This is a genomic window from Streptomyces sp. CNX435 (assembly GCF_059570575.1).
Genome location: NZ_JCANTA010000032.1, coordinates 12,730 through 32,967, shown reverse-complemented (window position 1 = coordinate 32,967; position 20,238 = coordinate 12,730). Strand labels below are relative to the sequence as shown.

Here is a 20,238-nt window from a genome sequence, read left to right as displayed (position 1 = left end):
GCCGCGGGACGACGACCCGTCGGACGCGGGCGATCGCTCGGGCAACACGAGGTCCGAGATGTCCGGAAGCGCCGGCGCCGTGCTCCAGGCCCGGGACGTGACCGGCGGTGTGCACTTCCATCAGGCGGACTCCCGATCGTCCGATAGCGGAGTTCCGGTTCCCCGCCAACTGCCGGTCGCACCCCGTGTCTTCGTCGGCCGGACCGGGCAGCTGCGGGAACTGGACGGCATTCTCGGCAGCACGGAGGAGGCACCGCCCGAGCACCCCCTGATCGTCATCGCCGGTACGGCCGGTGTCGGCAAGACCACTCTCGCCCTGTGCTGGGCCCACCGGATCGCGGCACGCTTCCCGGACGGGCAGCTCTACGTCAACCTCCGCGGCTACGACCCCGGCCTGCCGCTGCAGCCCGGCGAAGTGCTGCACCGGATGCTCACCGCCCTCGGCGTCCCCGCCCAGGCGATCCCCGCAGACCCGGACGCCGCGGGGGCGCTGTACCGCTCCCATCTCGTCGGCCGCCGGGTGCTGATCGTGCTGGACAACGCGGCCTCCGCCGCGCAGGTCCGCCCCCTGCAGTCCGCGGGCGGAGACTGCCTGACCCTCGTCACCAGCCGGAGGCGGCTCGGCAGCCTGGCCGTACGCGACGGCGCGTACCAACTCACCGTGCGCCCCCTGTCCGAGCCCGATGCGGTCGCGCTGCTTCGCGCCGCCACGGCGGGGCGTCGCGTCGAGGACGACCCGCCCGAGCTGACGGAACTCGCACGGCTCTGCGCCAGCCTCCCGCTCGCTCTCCGGGTCGCGGCGGAGCGGGTGGTCAGCCGTCCGCACCTGCGCCTCGGCGATCTGATCGACGACTTGCGGGACAGGTCGTCGCTGTGGCAAGCCCTGAGTATGGGAGACGACGAGGATGTCGATGGCGTGCGTACGGTCTTCGCCTGGTCCTACCGCGCGCTGCCGGAGCCGGAGGCCCGGCTGTTCCGGCTTCTCGGCCTGCACCCGGGGCCGGATTTCAGCCTCGCGGCGGTCTCCGTGCTGGCCGCCGACTCCGTGAGCAGGACCCGGCAGCTTCTCGACACCCTCGTCGGCGTCCATCTGCTGGAGCAGACCGCTCCCGACCGGTTCGAGTTCCACGATCTGCTGCGTGCGTACGCCACCGACCAGGCGCACGCGGAGGTGGCACAGGACGATCGGGATGCCGCGCTCAGGCGGGTGCTGACGTGGTACCTGCTGACCACCGAGTCGGCGCGGCAGTGGGTCCGTCCCGACGGGATCGAGCTGCCTGTCCCGACGCCCGACGACGGCGCGTCCCCCCTGTCCTTCACGGACCACGACGCGGCCGTGGACTGGATCGAACGCGAGCGTCTCAACATCTACGCCGCCACCCGGGCGGCGGCGGGGGCGGGGCTCGACGACATCGCCTGGCTGCTTCCCGTCGTGCAGTGGCGCAGTTCGAACCACTCCACACCCACCGCGGAATGGTCCGAGACGGCCGGCCTCGGGCTGGCGTCGAGTCGCGCCCTTCACGACCGGTTCGCCGAGGCATGGATGCTGCGGTGCCTGGGCGAGGCGCACGTCCGCAACAGCCGTCTCGTGGAAGGGGAGGAATGCCATCGCCAGGTTCTCGCCATCCGCCGTGAGCTGGGAGACCGGACGGGCGAGGCGACCGCGCTGAACTCGCTCGGCCTCGTCTTTCTGGCCAGGAGGCGACTCGGCGCCGCCGTCAGCCACTTCGATCAGGCGCTGGAACTCTTCCGGGAGCTGGGCGTGCCCCGATGGACGGCCGTCGAACTGTCCAACCTCGCCACCACTCACTACGAGGCGGGATCCCTCGCACGTGCGGACGAGTGCGCTCAAGAAGCCCTCGCCGCCTACCGGGACCTGGGAGACGAACTCGGCGAGGGAAGCGTACTGCGCAGCCTGAGCAACATTCAGCGTGAGCGTGGGCAGCCCGCCGCGGCCCTGGCGTCGGCGCAGCGCGCCGTGGACATCGCCGTCCAGCGCCGCCAGTCCGTGTCGGAGGGCCTTCGCCTGCTGGTCCTGGGAGCCGCCCAGCAGGCCAACGGGCTGTTCGGCGAGGCCCTGGCCACCTACCACCGGTCGGTGGTCCTCCAGCGCCGTGTCGGCGACCGCAACCGTGAAGCGCTCGCCTGGCACCGCACCGGTGAGACCTACCGGGCGCTCGAACGCGACGACGAGGCGGCGGCGTTCCACCGCCAGGCCGCCTCTCGTTTCCACGAGACCGGCGACTCCTGGCACGAGGCCCTCGCCCTCAGCGGCCTGGCCGCGGCGGTCCGGGAACGCGATCCGGACCGGGCACGCCACCATTGGGAGACGTCCCTCGCTCTGCTCGCCGACTACGACGACGAGCGGACGGTCGCGCTGCGCGACGGCATCAGGGCGCGACTCGGGGGCCAGGGCTGAGCCGGACCGCGGGCCGGCCGCGGTGAGCGTCAGTCTCCTTGGGTGGCGTGCATCGCGGCGAACTCGTCTTCGAGCAGGCTCATCACCAGGAGATCGCGGTACCGACCGGAGATAAACGCGAAGTCCCGCAGGCGGCCTTCCGCGACGAATCCGAGCCCGCGCAGGAGGGCGAGCGACGCGTGATTGCACGCGAAGAGCCTCGCCTCACAGCGGTGCTGGCGCCGTTCGGTGAACATGAACCCCAGGAGGATCCGCCCGGCTTCCGTGGCATAGCCACGGCGCCGGTGGTCGGCACCGAGCGCGACGCCGAAGCCGAACCGCCCCGCACGTGAGTCCGTGCTGTGGACGGTGACCGTACCGACCATCTCCTCGGTGTCGAGTGCCTCGATCGCCAGCTGGAACGATCCGCCGTCCGCCGCGGTGCCGGTCGGCCGGGTCGCGAGAGCGCGGAACTCCTCGGCGGGCCGGGGCGGTTCCAGCATGTTCATCGACCGCTCGTAGTCGTGGTCCTCGTAGAAGCGCCTGAGCGCTGTCCAGTCGCCCGGCTCCACGGCGCGCAGGCGTACCCGGCTGCCGACCCAGGGGGATGCCATGGGGTCATGGTGGTGAGGTGGCACGCAAGGGGTCCAGGTGTGATCCGGCCCTTCTTGCACAGGGGGGCGCGGGCGGGCTGAGGTCTTACGCGTACGCCTCCGGGTCGCGCACGCACTCCCGTACCGCCGCCAGGAAGTCCGCCACCGGCGGGCTCGTCCGCTCCCGCGGCCACGCCACCGCGATCCGCAGCGGCTCGATGTCGCGCACCGGCCGCCAGACCAGCTCCGGGTGCGCGTAGTACGTGGTCATCGACTCCGCCGCGAGACACACCGCTCCGCCCGTCGCCACGTGCTCCAGCATCTCCTCGACGTTGTCGTTCTCCGGCCCCCACAGCGGCTCCGAGCCGTCGGGCCGCGGGTTGACCGCCCACCAGTCGACCCACGCCCGCGGCGCCCTGCGCGTCCACATCAGTCGCTGGTCGGCCAGGTCCGCGATGCCCACGTCCGGCTGCGCGGCCAGCCGGTGCGCGCGCGGGAGCGCGACCCAGCGGCGCTCGGTGGCGACGGTGCGCGCACGCAGCCCCGTCAGGTCGGCGGGCAGCCAGACGAACGCCACGTCCGCGAGCCCCCGGCGCAGGCCCTCGGCCTCACCGCCCCAGTCGAACCGCTTCAGCTCCAGCACCGCCTGGGGCCGCCGCGCGGCGAAGGCCGCCCGCGCCCTGAGGCCCAGCGGCCCCGCGCCGGTGGCGACGAAGCCGAGCCGCAGCACGTTGCGGGCGGCAGCCGCGGCCGTGCGGACCTCGCGCACGGCCCGCGCCCAGTCGCCGGCGATCCGGCGCGCCGCCGGCACCAGCGCCTCGCCGGCCGCGGTCAACCTCACCTCGCGCCCGGTGCGTTCGAACAGGTCGGCGCCCAGGTCCTCCTCCAGCCGGCGGATCTGCCGGCTCAGCGAGGGCTGGGTGACGTACAGCTCGCGGGCGGCGGTGGTGAAGCTCAGCTGCTCGGCGACGGCGAGGAAGTAGCGCAGCACGCGCGTGTCCACATCCGGGGCCGCGCCCCCGGTCATCCGCCGCACGTCCATGCCCGAAGCGTATGGGTGCAGGCATTGGACCCGCCCCGAAGTCCGGTGTTTCGGTGGATCCCGACCGGAACACCGGCCGGTGCGGGCACGGCCACGCGGCCCCGCCCGCACCGCGGAGAGGAGCCCACCCATGACCGCACCCGACACCACATCCGGTACCGCAGCCGACACCACATCCGGCACCGCAGCCGCCGCGTCCGGCCGCGCCGCCTCCAGACGCGCCCTGCTCCGGACCGGCACCGCCGGCCTGGCCGCGGGACTCGCCGCCGGAGCCGCGGGGGCCGGTACCGCGCGGGCCGCGGCGCCGGCCGCCGGCCGCGGACAGCGCGCCGGTGACGACGAGTTCGACGGCAAGGTGGCACTCGTCACCGGCGCCACCTCCGGCATGGGCGAGGCCGCCGCCCGCGCGCTGGCCGGCCGCGGCGCCCGGGTCTTCTTCTGCGGGCGGCGGGCCCACCTCGGCCGCGAGATCGAGGCGGACATCCGCCGCGCGGGCGGGGAGGCCACGTACATGCGCACCGACGTGCGCCACGAGGAGCAGGTACGGGACTTCGTGCGCGGCTGCGTGCGGCGGTACGGGCGCATCGACGTCGCGTACAACAACGCGGGCATCGAGAGCCCGCGCGCGGCGCCGCTGCACGAGCAGACGCTCGCCGACATGGAAGACGTGTGGCGCACCAATGCCGCCGGGACGTTCCTCTGTATGAAGTACGAGATCCCGCAGATGCTCGCGCAGGGCGGCGGCGTGGTCGTCAACACCGCGTCGATCTCCGCGGAGGTCGGCTTCGCGACCATCTCCCCGTACAACGCCAGCAAGCACGCGGTGGCGTCGCTGACCAAGGTGGCGGCGCTGGAGTACGCGCCGGAGGGCGTGCGCGTGACGGCGTTCGCGCCGGGGGCGGTGGACACCCCGATGCTGCGCCGGGCTGCCGAGGCTTTCGGCGTGACGTACGAGGAGATCGCGCAGGACTACCCGATCCGGCGCATCGTACGGGCCGAGGAGATGGCCGCGGTGATGATGTGGCTGGGCTCGTCCGCCGCTGCGCCGGTCGTGGGCACGGACGTTGACGTGTCGGGCGGCTGGCTGACGGCCTGAGGGAACGAGGGAACGGTTCGGCGACCCGCGGCGTTGAGGGAAGGAGCCGACTCGCGGGAGGCGCGGGGATGAACATCGTCGAGGAACTGTTCGCGCCCGGCGCCGCGCACGCGCGGCGGGAGCGGGAGCGGATGGAGCTGGTCGTGGACGACGTCGGCTCTGGCGACCCGTCCCGCGGGCCGATAGACCTCACGTCGGGCAAGGTCGTCATCGCTCTCGGCGAGACGGCGGCGCCGGGCGCGGAGCCGGAGGACGCGGTCCCGGCCGACGCGGTACGCGACGCGGAACCCGCCGACGCGGAACCCGCCGACGCGGAACCCGCCGACGCCGTACCGGCCGACGCGGTCCCTCCCGCCACCACCCCCGCCGACGCCGCCGGCGCCGCGCGCCCGTAGCCGTCGGAGAATCGCACGCATGACAAAGGTTCTCGTGGTGCAGAACGGCCCCGGCGGCGGCCCGCGGCGCTTCGGCGCGTGGCTGGAACAGCAGGGTCTCACCCTCGACGTCGTCCACGCCTACGCCGGCGCGCCCCTGCCCCGGCGCCTCGGCCACGCCGCGATCCTCCCGCTCGGCGGCGGCCCCATGCCCGACGACGACGTGGCGATGCCGTGGCTGGCGGCCGTGCGCGAGCTGGTCGCCGAGGCGCTGGAGCGGGAGATCCCGGTCTTCGGCGTCTGCCAGGGCGGCCAGCTCCTCGCCCACGTCGCCGGCGGCCGGGTCACCGCCGCGCACGGCGAGCCCGAGCTGGGCAGCACGCGGATCACACTGCGCCCGGAGGCGGCGGCCGACCCGCTCTTCGCCGGGCTCCCGCAGCACGTGACGGCCGTCCAGCGGCACGTCGACGCCGTCACGGAGCTGCCGCCGGGCGCGGCGTGGCTCGCGGAGAGCGAGCGCTGCCCGCACCAGGCGTTCCGCTACGGCGCCCGCGCGTGGGGCGTGCAGTTCCACCCGGAGGCCGGCGCCGACCGCGTACGGGCGTGGAGCGACGAGTCCATCCGCGCCGGCGGCTTCGACCCGGCCCGGCTCCGTACCGAGGCGGACCGCGACGAGCCGGAGTCGGCAGCGGTCTGGCGGCAGGTCGCCCACCGCTTCGCCCAGGTGGTCAAGGCGCACGGCTGAGGGCAGGCGCCCTGCCCGTCACGACACCGCGGCTCTCCCTCGGCACCTTGGTAGGGGTAGGGTGCGCGGGTTGCGCCGCTGGGAGAGCCGGAACAGTGCTCAAGCGAGGGGAGGGGCCGGGCGACGATGCAGGTGTCAGAGGTCCCGCGTGCGGTGGCCGCGGCCACGTCGACCGCCTCGTCACTCGGCCTGGCGGTCGACGACGCGATCGTTCTCCAGGACTCGAACAAGCTCACACTGCGGCTGCTGCCGTGCGACGTCCTGGCCCGGGTGGCACCTGTGGCGGATCAGATCGCGCAGTTCGAGGTCGAGCTCGCTCAGCGGCTCGCCGAAGCCGGATGCCCCGTGGCCGCCCTCGATCCACGTGTGGAGCCACGCGTCCATGAACGTGACGGCTTCGTGGTCACGCTGTGGACCTACTACGACCCGCTGACGCCTCGCGACGTCTCACCGGCCGACTACGCTCACGCGCTTGAGCGGCTGCACGCCGGCATGCGCACGCTCGACGTCCCGGCGCCGCACTTCACCGAGCGGGTCGAACAGGCGCAGCACCTCGTGGCCAACCGCGACCGCACTCCGGCGCTCGCCGACGCGGACCGGGAGCTGCTCGACGACACGTTGCGGAGTCTGCGCCGAACGGTGGCCGAGCGCGGCGGCGCCGAGCAGCTGCTGCACGGCGAGCCGCACCCGGGCAACCTGCTCACCACGGCGAACGGGCCGCTGTTCATAGACCTTGAGACGTGTTGCCGTGGGCCCGTCGAATTCGACCTCGCCCATGCGCCCGAAGAGGTCGGCGAGCACTATCCGGGGGTCGATCAAGACGTGCTGCGCGACTGCCGGATCCTCATGCTGGCGATGATCACCACATGGCGCTGGGATCGAGGCGACCAGCTCCCCGACGGGCTCCGGCTGGGCAGGGAGTGGCTCGGCCAGATCCGAGCAGCACGCGAGGTCATGTGACGCCGGGGTACGTCCGTCGCCGGTGAGCCCCACCGGAACGGCACCTCACGCAACCCGTCCCCCTCCACCTCGCCTGACATACCCGGCATAACGCCCACCGCTTGCTACGTTGCCCGCATGACCACCGCCACCGACCCGGCCCAGGCCCTCCGCCCGCCGGGCCGTGCCCGGCGGCTGGCCACACCGCCGCCCCCGGTGCCCCGCCCCCGCCGCCGCGGCGCCGAACTCGGGCTGCTGACCTGCGCCGTCGCCGTCATCGCCTACGGGTACGCCGCCGTCGGCCACGCCACCTCCGGCGCCCTGCCCGCCGACCTGACCACCCACCTCGGCGGCCTCGCCGCGCTCGCGCTGGCGGCGCACGTCGTCGTCCGGCTCCGCGCCCCGTGCGCGGATCCCGTGCTGCTGCCCGTGGCGCTGCTGCTCAACGGCCTCGGCCTGGTCCTCATCCACCGCCTCGACCAGGGCACCCCCGGCGACCGCGCCGCGCCCACCCAACTCCTCTGGTCCACCCTGGGCGTCGTCCTCTTCGCCGCCGTCCTCGTCCTCCTGCGCGACCACCGCGACCTGCGCCCCCGCGCCGGGAACTACGCCTTCACCGCGCTGTGCCTGATGGCCGCGCCGATCCTCTTCCATCCCGTCAACGGCGCCAGGATCTGGATCCGGATCGGCGGCCTGTCCCTCCAACCCAGCGAGTTCGCGAAGGTGCTGCTCGCGATCTTCTTCGCCTCGTACCTGGCCGCCAACCGCCACGCGCTCACCTTCACCAGCGGCCCGCGCATCCGCCGGCTGCTGCTGCCGCCGTGGCGGGTGCTCGGGCCGATCGTCGCGGTCTGGGGCGTCAGCCTGGTCCTGCTGATCCTGGAGCGGGACATCGGCGCCTCGCTGCTGTTCTTCAGCCTGTTCGTGGCGATGCTGTACGTGGCCACGGGGCGGGCCGGGTGGCTGGCCATCGGGCTGCTGCTGGCCGCGGCGGGGGCGGCGGCGGTGGGGGCGCTGGAGCCGCACGTGCACACGCGGGTGGCGGACTGGCTGTCGCCGTTTCGGGCGATCGAGGAGGGCCACGGGCCGGGGCAGCTGGCGCAGTCGCTGTTCGCGTTCGCGGCGGGCGGGGCGCTGGGCGCGGGCCTCGGGCAGGGACACTCGCTGCTCATCGGCTTCGCCGGCAAGTCGGACTTCATCCTGGCCACCGCGGGCGAGGAACTGGGGATCACCGGGCTGACCGCGCTGTTCCTGCTCTACGCGATCTTCGTCGCCCGCGGCTACCGCACGGCGATCGCCATCGGCGAGCCGTTCGGCGCGCTGCTCGCCGCCGGCCTCGCGGCGATCATCACGCTCCAGGTGGTGGTGATCGCCGGCGGGGTGCTGGGGCTGATCCCGCTGACGGGGATGGTCACGCCGTTCCTGGCGCAGGGCGGGTCGTCGGTGGTGACGAACTGGGTGATCGTCGCGCTGCTCGTACGGCTCAGCGACGAGGCACGTACGCCACCGGAGGCACCCCGCCCGGCCGGGACCCCGGCAACGGCGACGGAAACGGCAACGGCGACGGAAACGGCAACGGCAACGGAACCGACACCCGCACCGGACCCCGCATCCGCACCGGCACCGCCCGGGCGTGACCCCGCACCCGGCGCCGGCTCCGCCTCCGTCCCCGTAGCGAACGCGAACGCGAACGACACCCCGGCCCCGGCCCCGGACGGCGGCGTCCCGTGATCCGCAACACCCGCATCGCCGCCGCCTGCAGCCTCCTCCTCTTCTCCGTCCTCCTCCTCGGCGCCGCCCGCGTCCAGATCCTCAACGCCCCCGAGTACGACGCCAACCCGGCCAACCGCCGCCACGCCCTCGACCGCTACGCCCAGCCCCGCGGCGACATCTACGCCGCCGGCCGCCGCCTCACCGGCTCCGCCGACACCCGCCAGGACCTGCGCTACGAGCGCTCCTACACCCGGGGCCGCCCCTACGCCCCCGTCACCGGCTTCGCCTCCCAGCTCTACGGCGCCACCCTCCTCGAAGACGCCGAGGACCGCATCCTCGCCGGCACCGACGCCCGGCTCGCCCCGCTGCCCCTCTGGGGCGACCTCACCCGCAGCCGCCAGCCCGGCGGCCAGGTACACACCACCGTCGTACCGGCCGTCCAGAAAGCCGCGTTCCGCGGGCTGCGCGGCCGCAAGGGCGCCGTCGTCGCGCTCGAACCCGCCACCGGCCGCATCCTCGCCCTCGTCAGCAGCCCCGGCTACGACCCCGCGCTGCTCTCCGGCAACTCCCCCGCCACCGCGCTCGCCTGGGACCGACTCACCTCCGACCCCGCCCAGCCCCTTCTCAACCGCGCGATCCGGCAGACGTATCCGCCCGGCTCCACGTTCAAGGTGATCACGGCGGCGGCGGCGCTGGACTCCGGCATCGTCACCGACATCGACGCGCCGACCCGCACCCCGAGCCCGTACCGCCTCATCGGCAGCACCACCCTGCTGCGCAACGAGTCGAGCGGCTGCGCCGACGCACCGCTGCGGGAGGCGTTCGCGGAGTCCTGCAACACCGTGTTCGCGAAGCTCGGCGCGACGGTCGGCACCGAGCAGATCGTGGCGACCGCGGAGGCGTTCGGCTTCAACGAGGACGGGCTGGAGATCCCCTCCCCCGTGCTGCCGAGCCACGTCGACACGCGGATGGACCCGGCGCAGGTCGCGCTCTCCGCCATCGGGCAGTACGACACGCGGGCGACGCCGCTGCAGATGGCCCGGGTCGCGGCGACGGTGGCGGGCGGCGGCCGGTCGATGCGCCCGCACCTGGTGGACCGGCTGGCCGACGCCGACGGCGGGACGGTGGCGCGGACGCGGCCGGAGGCCGGGGAGCCGGCGATGAGCCCGGGCACCGCGGCGCTGCTGCGGCAGATGATGATCGACGCGGTCACGGACGGCACCGGCGGCCTGGCGGCGATCGACGGCGTGACGGTCGGCGGCAAGACGGGCACGGCGCAGCACGGGGTGGACAACTCGGAGAGCCCGTACGCCTGGTTCATCTCCTGGGCGCAGCGGCCGGGCACTGCGGTGCCGGAGGTGGCGGTGGCGGTGGTCGTCGAGGACGCGGACGCGGACCGCGCGGACATCAGCGGCGGCGGCAGCGCGGCCCCGATCGCCCGCGGGGTCATGCGGGCGGCGCTGCGCTGACGCCGCCCGCCCAGCCTTCCGTACGGGAACCGGGACCGCTCCCCGGGCGCGCTCCTACGATGTCCCGCGTGAAGGACATCCTGGTCGGCATCGTCATCGGCTTCATATTCCTGCTCGTCGGCGGCGCCGTGGTCTGGCTCCTGGCCTCCAGCAGCGACGCCAACCGCGAGAAGTGCGAGGAGCAGGCCGAGCGCTCCAACGGCCAGATCACGTGCATCGTCACCGTCGAGTGACGCCCGTCGCCCCGCAGTTGCTCACGTTACCCACGCGTCGGCCGAACGCGTCCGGGGCATTGACGAGGCTTGCTGACAAGCAGTCTCATAAGAGGTGACCGCCGGCAACTCTCCCAGGAGACGCGATGACCACGACGACGGGGCACCTCGCGCTGACGGACGCCCTCGGCCCGCTCAAGGACCGCGAGAAGGTGGCGGAACGGCTCCTCGCCGCGTCGGAGAAGCACTCCTTCGACCCGGACAAGGAGCTGGACTGGGACGCCCCGATCGAAGAGGGCAAGTGGTTCTGGCCGCCCGAGCTGGTCTCCCTCTACGACACCCCGATGTGGCGGCGGATGCCGGAGGAGCAGCGGATGGAGCTGGCCCGGCTGGAGGCGGCGTCGCTGGCCTCGCTGGGCATCTGGTTCGAGATCATCCTCATGCAGCTGCTCGTCCGGCACATCTACGACAAGCCGGTCACGAGCAACCACGTGCGCTACGCACTCACCGAGATAGCCGACGAGTGCCGGCACTCGATGATGTTCGCGCGGATGATCACCAAGGGCGGCGCCGAGCCGTACCCGGTCTCCCGCTTCCACCACAACCTCGCCCGCGTCCTCAAGACCGTCTCCACCACCCCCGGTTCCTTCACCGCGACCCTGCTCGGCGAGGAGATCCTCGACTGGATGCAGCGGCTGGTCTTCCCCGACGAGCGGGTCCAGACACTGGTGCGCGGCGTGACCCGGATCCACGTCGTGGAGGAGGCGCGGCACGTGCGGTACGCGCGCGAGGAGCTGCGCCGGCAGATGCTCACCGCGCCGCGCTGGGAACGGAACGTCACCCGGCTCACCTCCGGTGAGGCCGCCCGGGTCTTCTCCGTCTCCTTCGTCAACCCGCAGGTGTACGCGGACGCGGGCCTCGACCGCGCGGCGGCCGTCGCGCAGGTGAAGGCCAGCCCGCACCGGCGCGAGGTGATGCAGACGGGGGCGAAGCGGCTGACGGACTTCCTCGACGACGTCGGCGTGCTGCGCGGTGTCGGACGGCGGCTGTGGCGAAGCTCGGGGCTGCTGGCCTGAGCGGGCGTACGAAGTCGGAGAGGACTGCTCGACGGAGCGGATGGAACGGATCGAGCAGGACGAGCAGGACGAGCAGGCCGTACGGGGCTCGTACAGGGCCCGTACGGCCCCCACCCGGGGCAGGGCCGCCGGAGCCCCGCCCGGGCAGCTACGCTGCCGGACATGAGCACCGCGTCCGACCGGGGAGCCCGGCCCGCCGCGCCCCAGCCGGCGGTCGCGTACCGCAGGCTGAGCGTCTCCCAGCGCCGCAGCCAGCTGATCGAGGCCGCCCTCGGCCTCTTCGCCCACCGGGCCCCGGAGGACGTCTCGCTCGACGACGTCGCCGCCGCCGCGGAGGTCTCCCGCCCGTTGGTCTACCGCTACTTCCCGGGCGGCAAGCAGCAGCTCTACGAGGCCGCCCTGCGCAGCGCGGCCGACGAGCTGGAACTGTGCTTCCGCCAGCCCCAGCACGGCCCCCTCACCCGGCGCCTCACCCGCGCCCTGGACAGCTACCTCGGGTTCGTCGACGAGCACGACGCCGGCTTCAAGGCGCTGCTGCAGGGCGGGAGCGTCGTCCAGACCAGCCGCACCACCGCCATCGTGGACGAGGTCCGCCGCTCCGCCGCCGAGCAGATCCTGCTGCACATCGGCGTGCCCGAGCCGGGCCACCGGCTGCTGATGATGATCCGCACGTGGATCACCGCGGTCGAGGGCGCGTCGCTGATATGGCTCGACGAGGGCAAGCGACCGCCGCTGCCCGAGCTGCGCGGCTGGCTCGTCGACCACTTCGTCGCGCTGCTGGTCGCCACCGCCGCGGGCGACGAGGAGTGCGGCCGGGTGCTGCGCAGGGCGCTGGAGCTGGAGACCGCGGACGGCCCGGCGGGCGACCTCGTCCGCCGCGTCGCGCAGTTCCTGCCCGACGCCGGTCATCTGCTCGGCGAGGGCTGACCGCCGTGCGCACCGAGGACACCGCCTTCGTCGGCGGCCCGCTGGACGGCCGCACGCTGGCCGTGCACGTCGGCGCGACGGGCCGGCCGCCGAAGGTGTACGAGGTGCCGGTGCCGGACCCCGCGGGCGGCCCGCCGGCGGTGTACGTCTACCGGCTGGAGCCGGCCGACCTCAGCCCGCGGCTGAAGCTGCCGCGGGGGTGGGTGTACACGTACGACCCGGAAGGCGTGCCGGAGCGGCGCAAGTGGCCGTGGTCGCGCTGACGGGGCGTCAATCCTCTCGGGTGATGATATTACTCGGTTTCGCCCAGCTTTGAGGGTTATACGGGGAATGCGGCGATCGCGGTGGCAGCCTTCCGTACATGTCGCGCACCCTCCGCTCCGCGCTCTCCGCCGCCTCCGCCGTGCTCCTCGCCGCCGTGCTGACCCTGCCCGCCGAGGCGGTCCCGGTGCCGGACGGCCCGGAGGGGCCGGACGCCGCCGAGGCGGGCGAGGTGGGAGAGGCCGGTGAGCCGGGCGACGCGGACGCGAACGCGAACGCGGTCGAGGGCGCGGACGGCGCGGACGACCCCGCCGACGCGCCCGCCGGCGCCCCGCTCGGCGAGCTGCTCACCCGGATGCAGACCCTCCACGGGCAGGCCGAGCGCGCCACCGAGGCGTACCACGCCACCGCGGAGGACCTGAAGGACCTGCGCGCCGAGACCGCCGAGCTGGCCGGCGACCTGGCCGGCACCCGCGCCGACCTGGCCACCGCACGCCGCCGGGCGGCGCTGATCGCGCGCGCCCAGTACCGGGGTCCCGGACTCGCCCCGTACCTCCAGTTGCTCGTCGCGCGCGACACCGAGACCGCGCTCGACCAGAAGCAGATCATCAGCCGCGCCGTCGGCAACCAGGCCGCCGTCGTGACCCGGCTGGAGGCCGGCGCCAAGCGGCTCGACGCGCTGACGGGCTCCTCGCGGGAGGCGCTGGCGCGGCAGCGGGAGCTGGCCGGCGAGCGCAAGCGGCGCCGGGACCGGGTGGACGACCGGCTGGCGGAGGTGGCGGACGCGCTGGCGGAGCTGACGCCGGGGCAGTCGGCGGCGCTGGACCGGCTGGAGGTGCGGGGGGCGGAGGCCCAGCGGCGGGAGCTGATGGGGCCGGGCGGTGCGGGTGCCCCGGACGACGGCCGGCCGGGCGGGCGCGAGCCGGGGGGCGGGGCGCGGGGTGCGGAGTCGGTGGGCGGCACGTCGGACGGCAAGTCGGGCGGGAAGGGCCGGGAGTCTTCCGGCGGTACGGAACGGGCCCGGCGGCCGGGCGCGTGGGGCACCACCGAACGGGAGCCATCCCCCGCCGGGCAACGGGCCGTCTCGCACGCCCTCGACCAGGTCGGCAAGCCGTACCGCGCGGGCGCCGGCGGACCCCGCGCCTTCGACTCCTCCGGGCTCACGCAGCGCGCCTGGCGGCGGGCGGGCGTCCGCATTCCGCGTACGGCGCGGGGCCAGTGGCGGGAGCTGCGCCGGGTGCCGCCGGCCGAGATGCGGCCGGGGGACGTCGTGGTGTACCACCGGGACGCCTCGCACGTGGCGCTGTACCTGGGGAGCGGCCGGGTGGTGGAGGCGCCGCGCACGGGCCAGCGGGTACGGGCCGTACCCGTCACCATCCGCCCCCTGCGCGGCGCCGTACGCCCCGGCTGAGCCCCTCCGTCCCGCCCTCCCCCGCTCAGCCGGTCAGCTCGCCGCGCAGCCCCGAGGTGAGGGCGTGGCCGACGCGCCCGACGAACAGCTCCATGTGGTAGGCGGCGACGCTCAGGTCGCAGTCCGGCTCGGTCAGCACGCCGAGCAACGAGCCGTCGCCCGCCTGCATCACCACCAGGCAGCCGTCCTCCATCGCCACCATGGTCTGCTTCACCCCGCCGCCGTCCATGACGTCCGCGGCCCCGTTGGTGAGGCCACCGATACCGGAGACCACGGTCGCCAACTGCTCGCCGTCCGCGGCGGACTGCGGCGGGGCGGCGAGCAGGGGGAGCCCGTCGACGGAGACGACGACCACGGACCGTACGCCGGGCACCTCCGCGGTGAAGTTGTCGAGCATCCACCGCAGGCCGCTGATGGTGGCCCGGTTGTCCTCTGTGCTGTTCACGTGCTCGCTCCCGGTTCCCACGTCGCGGCCTCCGCGGCGGCGGCGCGCCGCCCGTCCCGGGAGCCCTGCTGCAGCCCGCCGAGCAGCCGCCGCACCTCGCGGGCGTCGACGGCCCGCCGCGACGGCTGCGCGCGCATGGCGGGGACGGCGGACACCGCAGACCCGGAGGGCGCGGGTGGCACGGCGGTCATGGTCCGGGCGCCGGCGGCGGGGGTGCTGCCGGAGGACTGCGCGCCGCGCCGCCCAGCGCCGCGGACGGCGGGCGAAGTGCCGGTCGGCACATCGCTGATGGGCGCGCGGCCGGGCGCGGCAGGGGCGGGTGTCGGTAGGCGGGGCGCCGGGTCGCCGGCCGCCCGGTCGCCGATCGCCGGGTGGCCTGGCGCGGGGTGGCCGGACACGGGGTGGCCGGGTGCCGCGTCGCCGGCCGCCTGGTCGCCGAGCACCGCATGGCCGGACGCGGCGGAGCCGGACCCCGGACCTCCGAGCGCCAACGCACCGTGCTCGGCAGGACCGGCCGCCGCACGGCCGGATACCGCATCGCCGGACACCGCATCGCCGGGCGGCGTACGGCCGTGCGCCGCATCGCCGGGCGCCGCATGGCCCCTCGCCGCTCCGCGCTCCGCCGCGCCCCACGACGGCTCCCCGCCGCCCACCGCCGTAGCGTGCCGCGCCGCCGTGCCGCCGGTCGGGGCCGCACCGCCGGACATCGTCCCGCCGGGCTTCCGCCGCGGCAGCATCCCGGCCTCGGCGCGCACCCACCCCCCGGTCCCCGGGGTCGCCACGGGCCGGGCCGCCGCGTACGGCTGCGCCAGCGTCGGTGCACCGCCGTCGTCGGGCGGCGCTGAGCGCTGCGGCCCGAGCCGTACGGCCAACGCGCCACGCCCGTCCGCGCCGCCGTCGTCGTCCCGTACCGGTGCGCCCTCATGCGCGCCTTCGTGCCCGCCGTCCCGTACAGGTGCCATGCCACGCGCGGCATCCCCGGTGTCGCCGTCCGGCGCGAGTGCCAGGCCGTGCGCGCCCTCGCCGCCGCCGTCCCGTACTCCTTCGGAGGCCGCACCCGGGCGCGCACCCGGCTCTCCTCCGCCCGACCCGCCGCCCGACCCGCCGCCCGACCCGCCGCCCGACCCGCCGCCCGGCCACCCGCCGGCGTTGCCGCCCGGCCGGCCGCCGTCCGCTCCGGCCACCCCGCGGTACGGCGCGGCGTACCCCGTACCGCCGTCCCCGGCCGGCGCGCCCGCCGCCGTCCCGACCGCACCGCCGCGACCCACCGACCCGGCACCTTCTCCCGCACCCTCCGCCGCAGCCGCAGCCCCGTCCCCCACGGCGCCACCCGCACTTCCCCCGCCCCCGCCCCCCGCCGCGTCCGCCAACAGCCGCGCCGGCAGCCGCACCTCCGCGTCCAGCCCGCGCTCCCGGCGCCGCAGCTCCACGCCCACCCCGTGCCGCGCCGCCAGCCGCGCGACCACGTACAGCCCCAGCCCCAGCGACTCCCCCGGCGCCGGCCCCGGGTCGGCGTCGGCGAGCCGGGCGTTGAGGTCGTCGAGCCGCCCCGGCGGGCTGATGCCGATGCCCTCGTCCCGTACGATCAGCAGCAGGTCGCCCGTCCCCAGTAGCCGCCCGGTGAGCAGCACGTCGGATTCCGGCGGGGAGCAGGTCATGGCGTTCTCCAGCAGTTCGGCGAGCAGGTGGCTCGCGTCGGCGGAGGCGAAGCCCGTGACGTGCAGCTGCGGGAGGTCCGGGGAGAGCACCACCCGCTGGTACGACTCGATCTCGCCGACCGCCGCGCGCAGCACGTCGATCAGCGGGACGTCCGCGCGCCGCGTGCCGCGGTGGTCGGCGCCGGCGAGCACGAGCTGGTTCTCGCTGTGCCGGCGCATGCAGGCCGCGAGGTGGTCGAGCCGGAACAGGGTCTCCAGCGTGCCGGGCTCCTGCTCGTGCGCCTCCAGCTCGTCGATGAACGACAGCTGGCGCTCGACCAGGCCCAGGGTGCGGCGCGACAGCCCGACGAACGTCCCCTGCACGCCGGCCTGCAGCCCGCCGATGCGCTCGGCGAGCGCCGCCCGTTCGCGCAGCAGCGAGTCGCGCTCGACGACGTGGCGCTCCCTGGCCGCGGCCAGCTCCGCGCGTACGGCGGCGAGTTCGGCCTCGGCGCCCGCCGCGGCCTTGGTACGTCCCGCGCCGCCGCCCTCCGCGCCGCCGCCGTCCGCGCCCGCGCCCTCCGCGCCCGCTCCTTCCGCGCCGCGTCCGCCGCGGGCGGCGTAGACGACGACGCCCACGGCCAGCAGCGCGCACAACGCCAGCAGCGCGCCGTGCAGTTGCAGCGTGCTCGCCGCCTGCGCCCGCCGCTCCGGGTCCGGATCCGGGGCGCGGACGCCGCGGACCGCGCCGGCCAGGCCGGGCGCGCCCGCCGCGAGCACCGCGGCGCCGACGACGAGGTACGCGGCCCTGGCGCGCGGCGACGTACACAACGGCTTGTGCGACGGCGTACGCGCCGCGGTGCGCGCACCGTGCCGCCGGGCGCCCCTGCCCTCCTGCCGATACGGCTCCACGGGGGTCCGCAATCGCCCTCCCTCAGCTCTTTGCCCGAGTCGCCATGTCCCTGCATTTCGGACTGTTTCCGATCGAGTCCGATAGCGCCTCGGTCTCGCTGGTTGACCTTCGCAGCAGGGGTCCCGCGCATGCGGACTTTGCCCCGGCGCTCACCCGAAAGAGTGAGGATTGTTTGCCGGCGGGCCGCCGGGCCGCCCCCGCGGCGTCGGGGGCGGACGGCCCGTACGGGCAGACTGGGATCATGCGCATCGAACTGGCCACCGACCCCGCCGCTCCCCCCGCCCCGAACGAGGACTACGCCGCCGTGGCCCTCCCCGCCTCCGGCGCCGGCGGGGCGCTGGTGGTGCTGGACGGCGTGACGCCGCCGCGGGACGGGGACACCGGCTGCGTCCACGGGGTGCCGTGGTTCGTGGCGCGGCTCGGCGGCGCGTTCCTGGAGCTGGCCGGCGCCCGCGCGGCCCCGCTCGCGGACTGCCTGGCGGACGCCGTCCGCCGCACCGCCGCGGCCCACGGCCCGGCCTGCGACCTGACCCACCGGCGCACGCCGCAGGCCACGGTGGCGGCGGCGCGCTGGGACGGCGAGACGGTGGAGCACCTGGTGCTCTGCGACGCCGCGCTGCTGCTGGAGGGTCCGGACGGCGCGGTGCGGCCGGTGCTCGACCTGCGGCTGTCGCGGCTGCCGCGGGACCGGCCGGCGGAGGAGATGCGCAACCGCGAGGGCGGCTTCTTCACCGCCGCCGCCGACCCGGAGGTCGCCGCCCGTGCGGTCGTCGGCAGCGTGCCGCGTACGGAGGTGGCGGCGCTGGCGGCGCTGACGGACGGGGTGACGCGCTGGACGGAGGTGTTCGGCCTCGGCGACTGGGCGGCGCTGCTGGGCCGGCTGCGGAAGGCGGGCCCGCAGGGGGTGGTGGACGAGGTACGGGCGGCGGAGGCCGCGGACGCGGACCGCAGCCGGTACCGCAGGGGGAAGGTGCACGACGACGCGTCGGCGGTGCTGGTTGAGCTGTAGCCGGCAGCCCGGAGCCCGTGACGGCCGCCGGGGCCGGGACGGGGAACGGGTCACGCGGTGACGCGGTGACGCGGTGACGCGGCCGGGGCACGGGGGACCGGTCGCGGGTCTCCCTACCGCCCCAGCTCGTTGAAGCGCCCCAGCAGCCGCGCCAGTTCGGCGACCTCGTCGCGGTCCCAGCCGGCCAGCCTCTGCACGTACTCGGCGTGCCGTGCCTCGCGTACGCGCAGCAGCCGCCGCCGTCCCTCTTCCGTCAGCCGTACGAGCACCGCCCGGCCGTCGGCGGGGTCGGGCTCGCGGTCGACGAGGCCCAGCTCTTCGAGAGCGTGCAGCTGCCGGCTCACGGTCGCCTTGCCAATGCTGAAGTAGTCGGCGAGTTCGCTGGCGCGCCGCCCGTCGGCCTCCAGTTGGGCCAGCATCGCGTACGCGCCGGGTTCGAGCCCGGGGTCCACCTGGCGGGCCATTTCCGCCGCGATGCCGCGGGCCCGGCGGTAGAAGACCGCCAGCTCCCGCTCCAGATCGAGGAAGACGTGGTCCACACCATTCTCCTCGTTTTCCTGCTTGCCTCCGGGAGTTTCGGCCTTGTGCACGTCAGGGGCCTTTCCGGCTTTCCGCGGGCTGAAAGATTTCTTCAGAAGCGGCAGAAGCCGCAGCTCCCCCAGTATTTCGCAGGCGTAGACCAAAGGCACCCGCCGGGCCCTCTTTCGCTCGCTCACGCTCTGCGCTTACGGTCGGCGCAGCACGTAGTGACATGGTCACACCAAGCACCGGGCCCAGGGCCCGGCCGGCGTACGAGGACGGGCCACCGCCGCCCCGCCGCTCCCGCCGCACCCCGAGCCGACACCACCGCACGCCCGGCACCTCAGCACCGCCGCATTTCCACACCTCTGCCCACCGGCACCACCGGCACACCGGAACCACGGCACCACCGGAACACCGGCACCACCGGCACCACCGGCACCACCGGCACCACCGGCACACCGGAACCACCGGCACACCGGAACCACCGGCATCACCGAGGAACCCCCACACCCGGAGGAACCCATGTCATCCCGAGTCCGTATCCGCCCGCGCACCGCGCGCCGCTCCCTCGCCGCCGCCCTCGCCACCACCGCCACCTCGCTCGCCCTCGTCGCCGGCCTCACCACCCCCGCCGCCGCGGCCGGCGGCGACCGGCTCAACCCGGACCCGCGCGACATCGAACGCGGCGAGGCGTACATGGGCGCGGGCGTACGCCTCCACGAAGGCACCGGCGACGCGGGCGGCGCCGGCGGCGAAGACGCGGGGCCGCTCGCGACCGTCGAGGGCGTCGACGTCTCCAGCCACCAGGGCAACGTCAACTGGTCCACCCTCTGGAACGCCGGCAACCGCTTCGCGTACGTCAAGGCCACCGAGGGCACGAGCTACAAGAACCCGTACTTCGCCCAGCAGTACAACGGCTCGTACAACATCGGGATGATCCGCGGCGCCTACCACTTCGCGCTGCCCAACTCCTCCAGCGGCGCCGCCCAGGCCGACTACTTCGCCAGCAACGGCGGCGGCTGGTCCCGCGACGGCAAGACGCTGCCGGGCGTACTCGACATCGAGTACAACCCCTACGGCTCCACGTGCTACGGCCTCAGCCAGTCCTCGATGCGGAGCTGGATCACCTCCTTCCTCAACCGCTACCGCGAGCGCACCGGCCGCTACGCGGTGATCTACACGACCACCAACTGGTGGACCCAGTGCACGGGCAACTACGGCGGCTACGCGAACAACCACCCGCTCTGGATCGCCCGCTACGCCTCCTCGCCGGGCACCCTTCCGTCCGGCTGGGGCTTCTACACCTTCTGGCAGTACACCTCGACCGGCCCCACGGTGGGCGACCACAACAAGTTCAACGGCGCCCTGGACCGCCTCAAGGCCCTGGCCAACGGCTGACCCCCCGTCAGCCCCCAACCCCCGCCGGTCTCTCCAGAGCTGCTCCTCCGGAGAGACC

Annotated in this window: 19 protein-coding genes; 14 read left to right on the top strand and 5 right to left on the bottom strand. The window is 74.9% G+C overall.

Translation table 11 applies throughout. The annotated features are described in order from the left end of the window. The first annotated feature begins 58 nt into the window (after positions 1 to 58). Complete coding sequence (locus tag T328_RS32965) at positions 59 to 2,419, top strand: ATP-binding protein (protein WP_496499918.1); 2,361 nt, start codon at positions 59 to 61, stop codon at positions 2,417 to 2,419. 29 nt (positions 2,420 to 2,448) lie between these two features. Here the strand turns inward: T328_RS32965 and T328_RS32960 are convergent, their stop codons facing one another. Beyond that, positions 2,449 to 3,012 carry a GNAT family N-acetyltransferase gene (locus T328_RS32960; protein ID WP_496499917.1) on the bottom strand — a complete coding sequence of 188 codons (564 nt, stop codon included), beginning with the start codon at positions 3,010 to 3,012 and terminating at the stop codon, positions 2,449 to 2,451. A gap of 85 nt (positions 3,013 to 3,097) precedes the next feature. Continuing rightward, positions 3,098 to 4,033, bottom strand: a complete 936-nt coding sequence (locus T328_RS32955) for a LysR family transcriptional regulator (RefSeq protein WP_496499916.1) — start codon at positions 4,031 to 4,033, stop codon at positions 3,098 to 3,100. 130 nt (positions 4,034 to 4,163) lie between these two features. Between T328_RS32955 and T328_RS32950 the strand changes: the two genes are divergently transcribed. The 11 genes from T328_RS32950 to T328_RS32900 all read left to right on the top strand — a co-directional run bounded on the left by T328_RS32950 (position 4,164) and on the right by T328_RS32900 (position 14,256). Then, complete coding sequence (locus T328_RS32950; protein ID WP_496499915.1) at positions 4,164 to 5,129, top strand: SDR family NAD(P)-dependent oxidoreductase; 966 nt, start codon at positions 4,164 to 4,166, stop codon at positions 5,127 to 5,129. A gap of 68 nt (positions 5,130 to 5,197) precedes the next feature. Continuing rightward, positions 5,198 to 5,524: a DUF6191 domain-containing protein gene (locus tag T328_RS32945; protein WP_496499914.1), complete on the top strand. Its 327-nt coding sequence runs from the start codon at positions 5,198 to 5,200 to the stop codon at positions 5,522 to 5,524. Between the two features lie 19 nt (positions 5,525 to 5,543). After that, positions 5,544 to 6,248, top strand: coding sequence for a type 1 glutamine amidotransferase (locus tag T328_RS32940; RefSeq protein WP_496499913.1), 705 nt, complete (start codon positions 5,544 to 5,546; stop codon positions 6,246 to 6,248). Positions 6,249 to 6,374: 126 nt separating this feature from the next. Beyond that, positions 6,375 to 7,208, top strand: a complete 834-nt coding sequence (locus T328_RS32935; protein WP_496499912.1) for a phosphotransferase enzyme family protein — start codon at positions 6,375 to 6,377, stop codon at positions 7,206 to 7,208. Between the two features lie 117 nt (positions 7,209 to 7,325). Then, positions 7,326 to 8,918 carry an FtsW/RodA/SpoVE family cell cycle protein gene (locus T328_RS32930; protein WP_496499911.1) on the top strand — a complete coding sequence of 531 codons (1,593 nt, stop codon included), beginning with the start codon at positions 7,326 to 7,328 and terminating at the stop codon, positions 8,916 to 8,918. Beyond that, on the top strand, positions 8,915 to 10,369 hold the full coding sequence (locus tag T328_RS32925; protein WP_496499910.1) for a penicillin-binding transpeptidase domain-containing protein: 1,455 nt from the start codon (positions 8,915 to 8,917) through the stop codon (positions 10,367 to 10,369). Before T328_RS32930 ends, T328_RS32925 begins: the two co-directional genes overlap by 4 nt. Positions 10,370 to 10,437: 68 nt before the next feature. Continuing rightward, positions 10,438 to 10,602 carry a hypothetical protein gene (locus T328_RS32920; RefSeq protein WP_496499955.1) on the top strand — a complete coding sequence of 55 codons (165 nt, stop codon included), beginning with the start codon at positions 10,438 to 10,440 and terminating at the stop codon, positions 10,600 to 10,602. Positions 10,603 to 10,727: 125 nt separating this feature from the next. Further along, positions 10,728 to 11,657, top strand: coding sequence for an AurF N-oxygenase family protein (locus tag T328_RS32915; protein WP_496499909.1), 930 nt, complete (start codon positions 10,728 to 10,730; stop codon positions 11,655 to 11,657). Between the two features lie 162 nt (positions 11,658 to 11,819). Beyond that, the gene (locus T328_RS32910) at positions 11,820 to 12,584 is read left to right on the top strand and encodes a TetR/AcrR family transcriptional regulator (RefSeq protein ID WP_496499908.1); all 765 of its coding nucleotides are present in this window, start codon (positions 11,820 to 11,822) and stop codon (positions 12,582 to 12,584) included. Positions 12,585 to 12,589: 5 nt separating this feature from the next. Further along, a complete protein-coding gene (locus T328_RS32905) occupies positions 12,590 to 12,847 on the top strand; it encodes a DUF8847 domain-containing protein (RefSeq protein WP_496499907.1) in 258 nt (85 codons plus the stop codon). A 98-nt stretch (positions 12,848 to 12,945) separates the two neighbouring features. Beyond that, positions 12,946 to 14,256, top strand: a complete 1,311-nt coding sequence (locus T328_RS32900) for a C40 family peptidase (protein WP_496499906.1) — start codon at positions 12,946 to 12,948, stop codon at positions 14,254 to 14,256. A 25-nt stretch (positions 14,257 to 14,281) separates the two neighbouring features. Here the strand turns inward: T328_RS32900 and T328_RS32895 are convergent, their stop codons facing one another. Then, a complete protein-coding gene (locus T328_RS32895; RefSeq protein WP_496499905.1) occupies positions 14,282 to 14,701 on the bottom strand; it encodes a roadblock/LC7 domain-containing protein in 420 nt (139 codons plus the stop codon). Beyond that, positions 14,698 to 17,262, bottom strand: a complete 2,565-nt coding sequence (locus T328_RS32890; RefSeq protein ID WP_496499904.1) for a sensor histidine kinase — start codon at positions 17,260 to 17,262, stop codon at positions 14,698 to 14,700. The genes T328_RS32895 and T328_RS32890 overlap by 4 nt, the downstream gene beginning before the upstream one ends. Positions 17,263 to 17,492: 230 nt before the next feature. Between T328_RS32890 and T328_RS32885 the strand changes: the two genes are divergently transcribed. After that, complete coding sequence (locus tag T328_RS32885) at positions 17,493 to 18,260, top strand: protein phosphatase 2C domain-containing protein (protein ID WP_496499903.1); 768 nt, start codon at positions 17,493 to 17,495, stop codon at positions 18,258 to 18,260. Between the two features lie 113 nt (positions 18,261 to 18,373). On the opposite strand, the gene T328_RS32880 is transcribed toward T328_RS32885, so the two are convergent. Beyond that, positions 18,374 to 18,799 (bottom strand): MarR family winged helix-turn-helix transcriptional regulator, encoded by a 426-nt coding sequence (locus T328_RS32880; protein WP_496499902.1) that lies wholly within the window; start codon positions 18,797 to 18,799, stop codon positions 18,374 to 18,376. A 505-nt stretch (positions 18,800 to 19,304) separates the two neighbouring features. Here T328_RS32880 and T328_RS32875 point away from each other — a divergent pair. Continuing rightward, complete coding sequence (locus T328_RS32875) at positions 19,305 to 20,180, top strand: lysozyme (RefSeq protein WP_496499901.1); 876 nt, start codon at positions 19,305 to 19,307, stop codon at positions 20,178 to 20,180. The last annotated feature ends 58 nt before the right edge of the window (positions 20,181 to 20,238 follow it).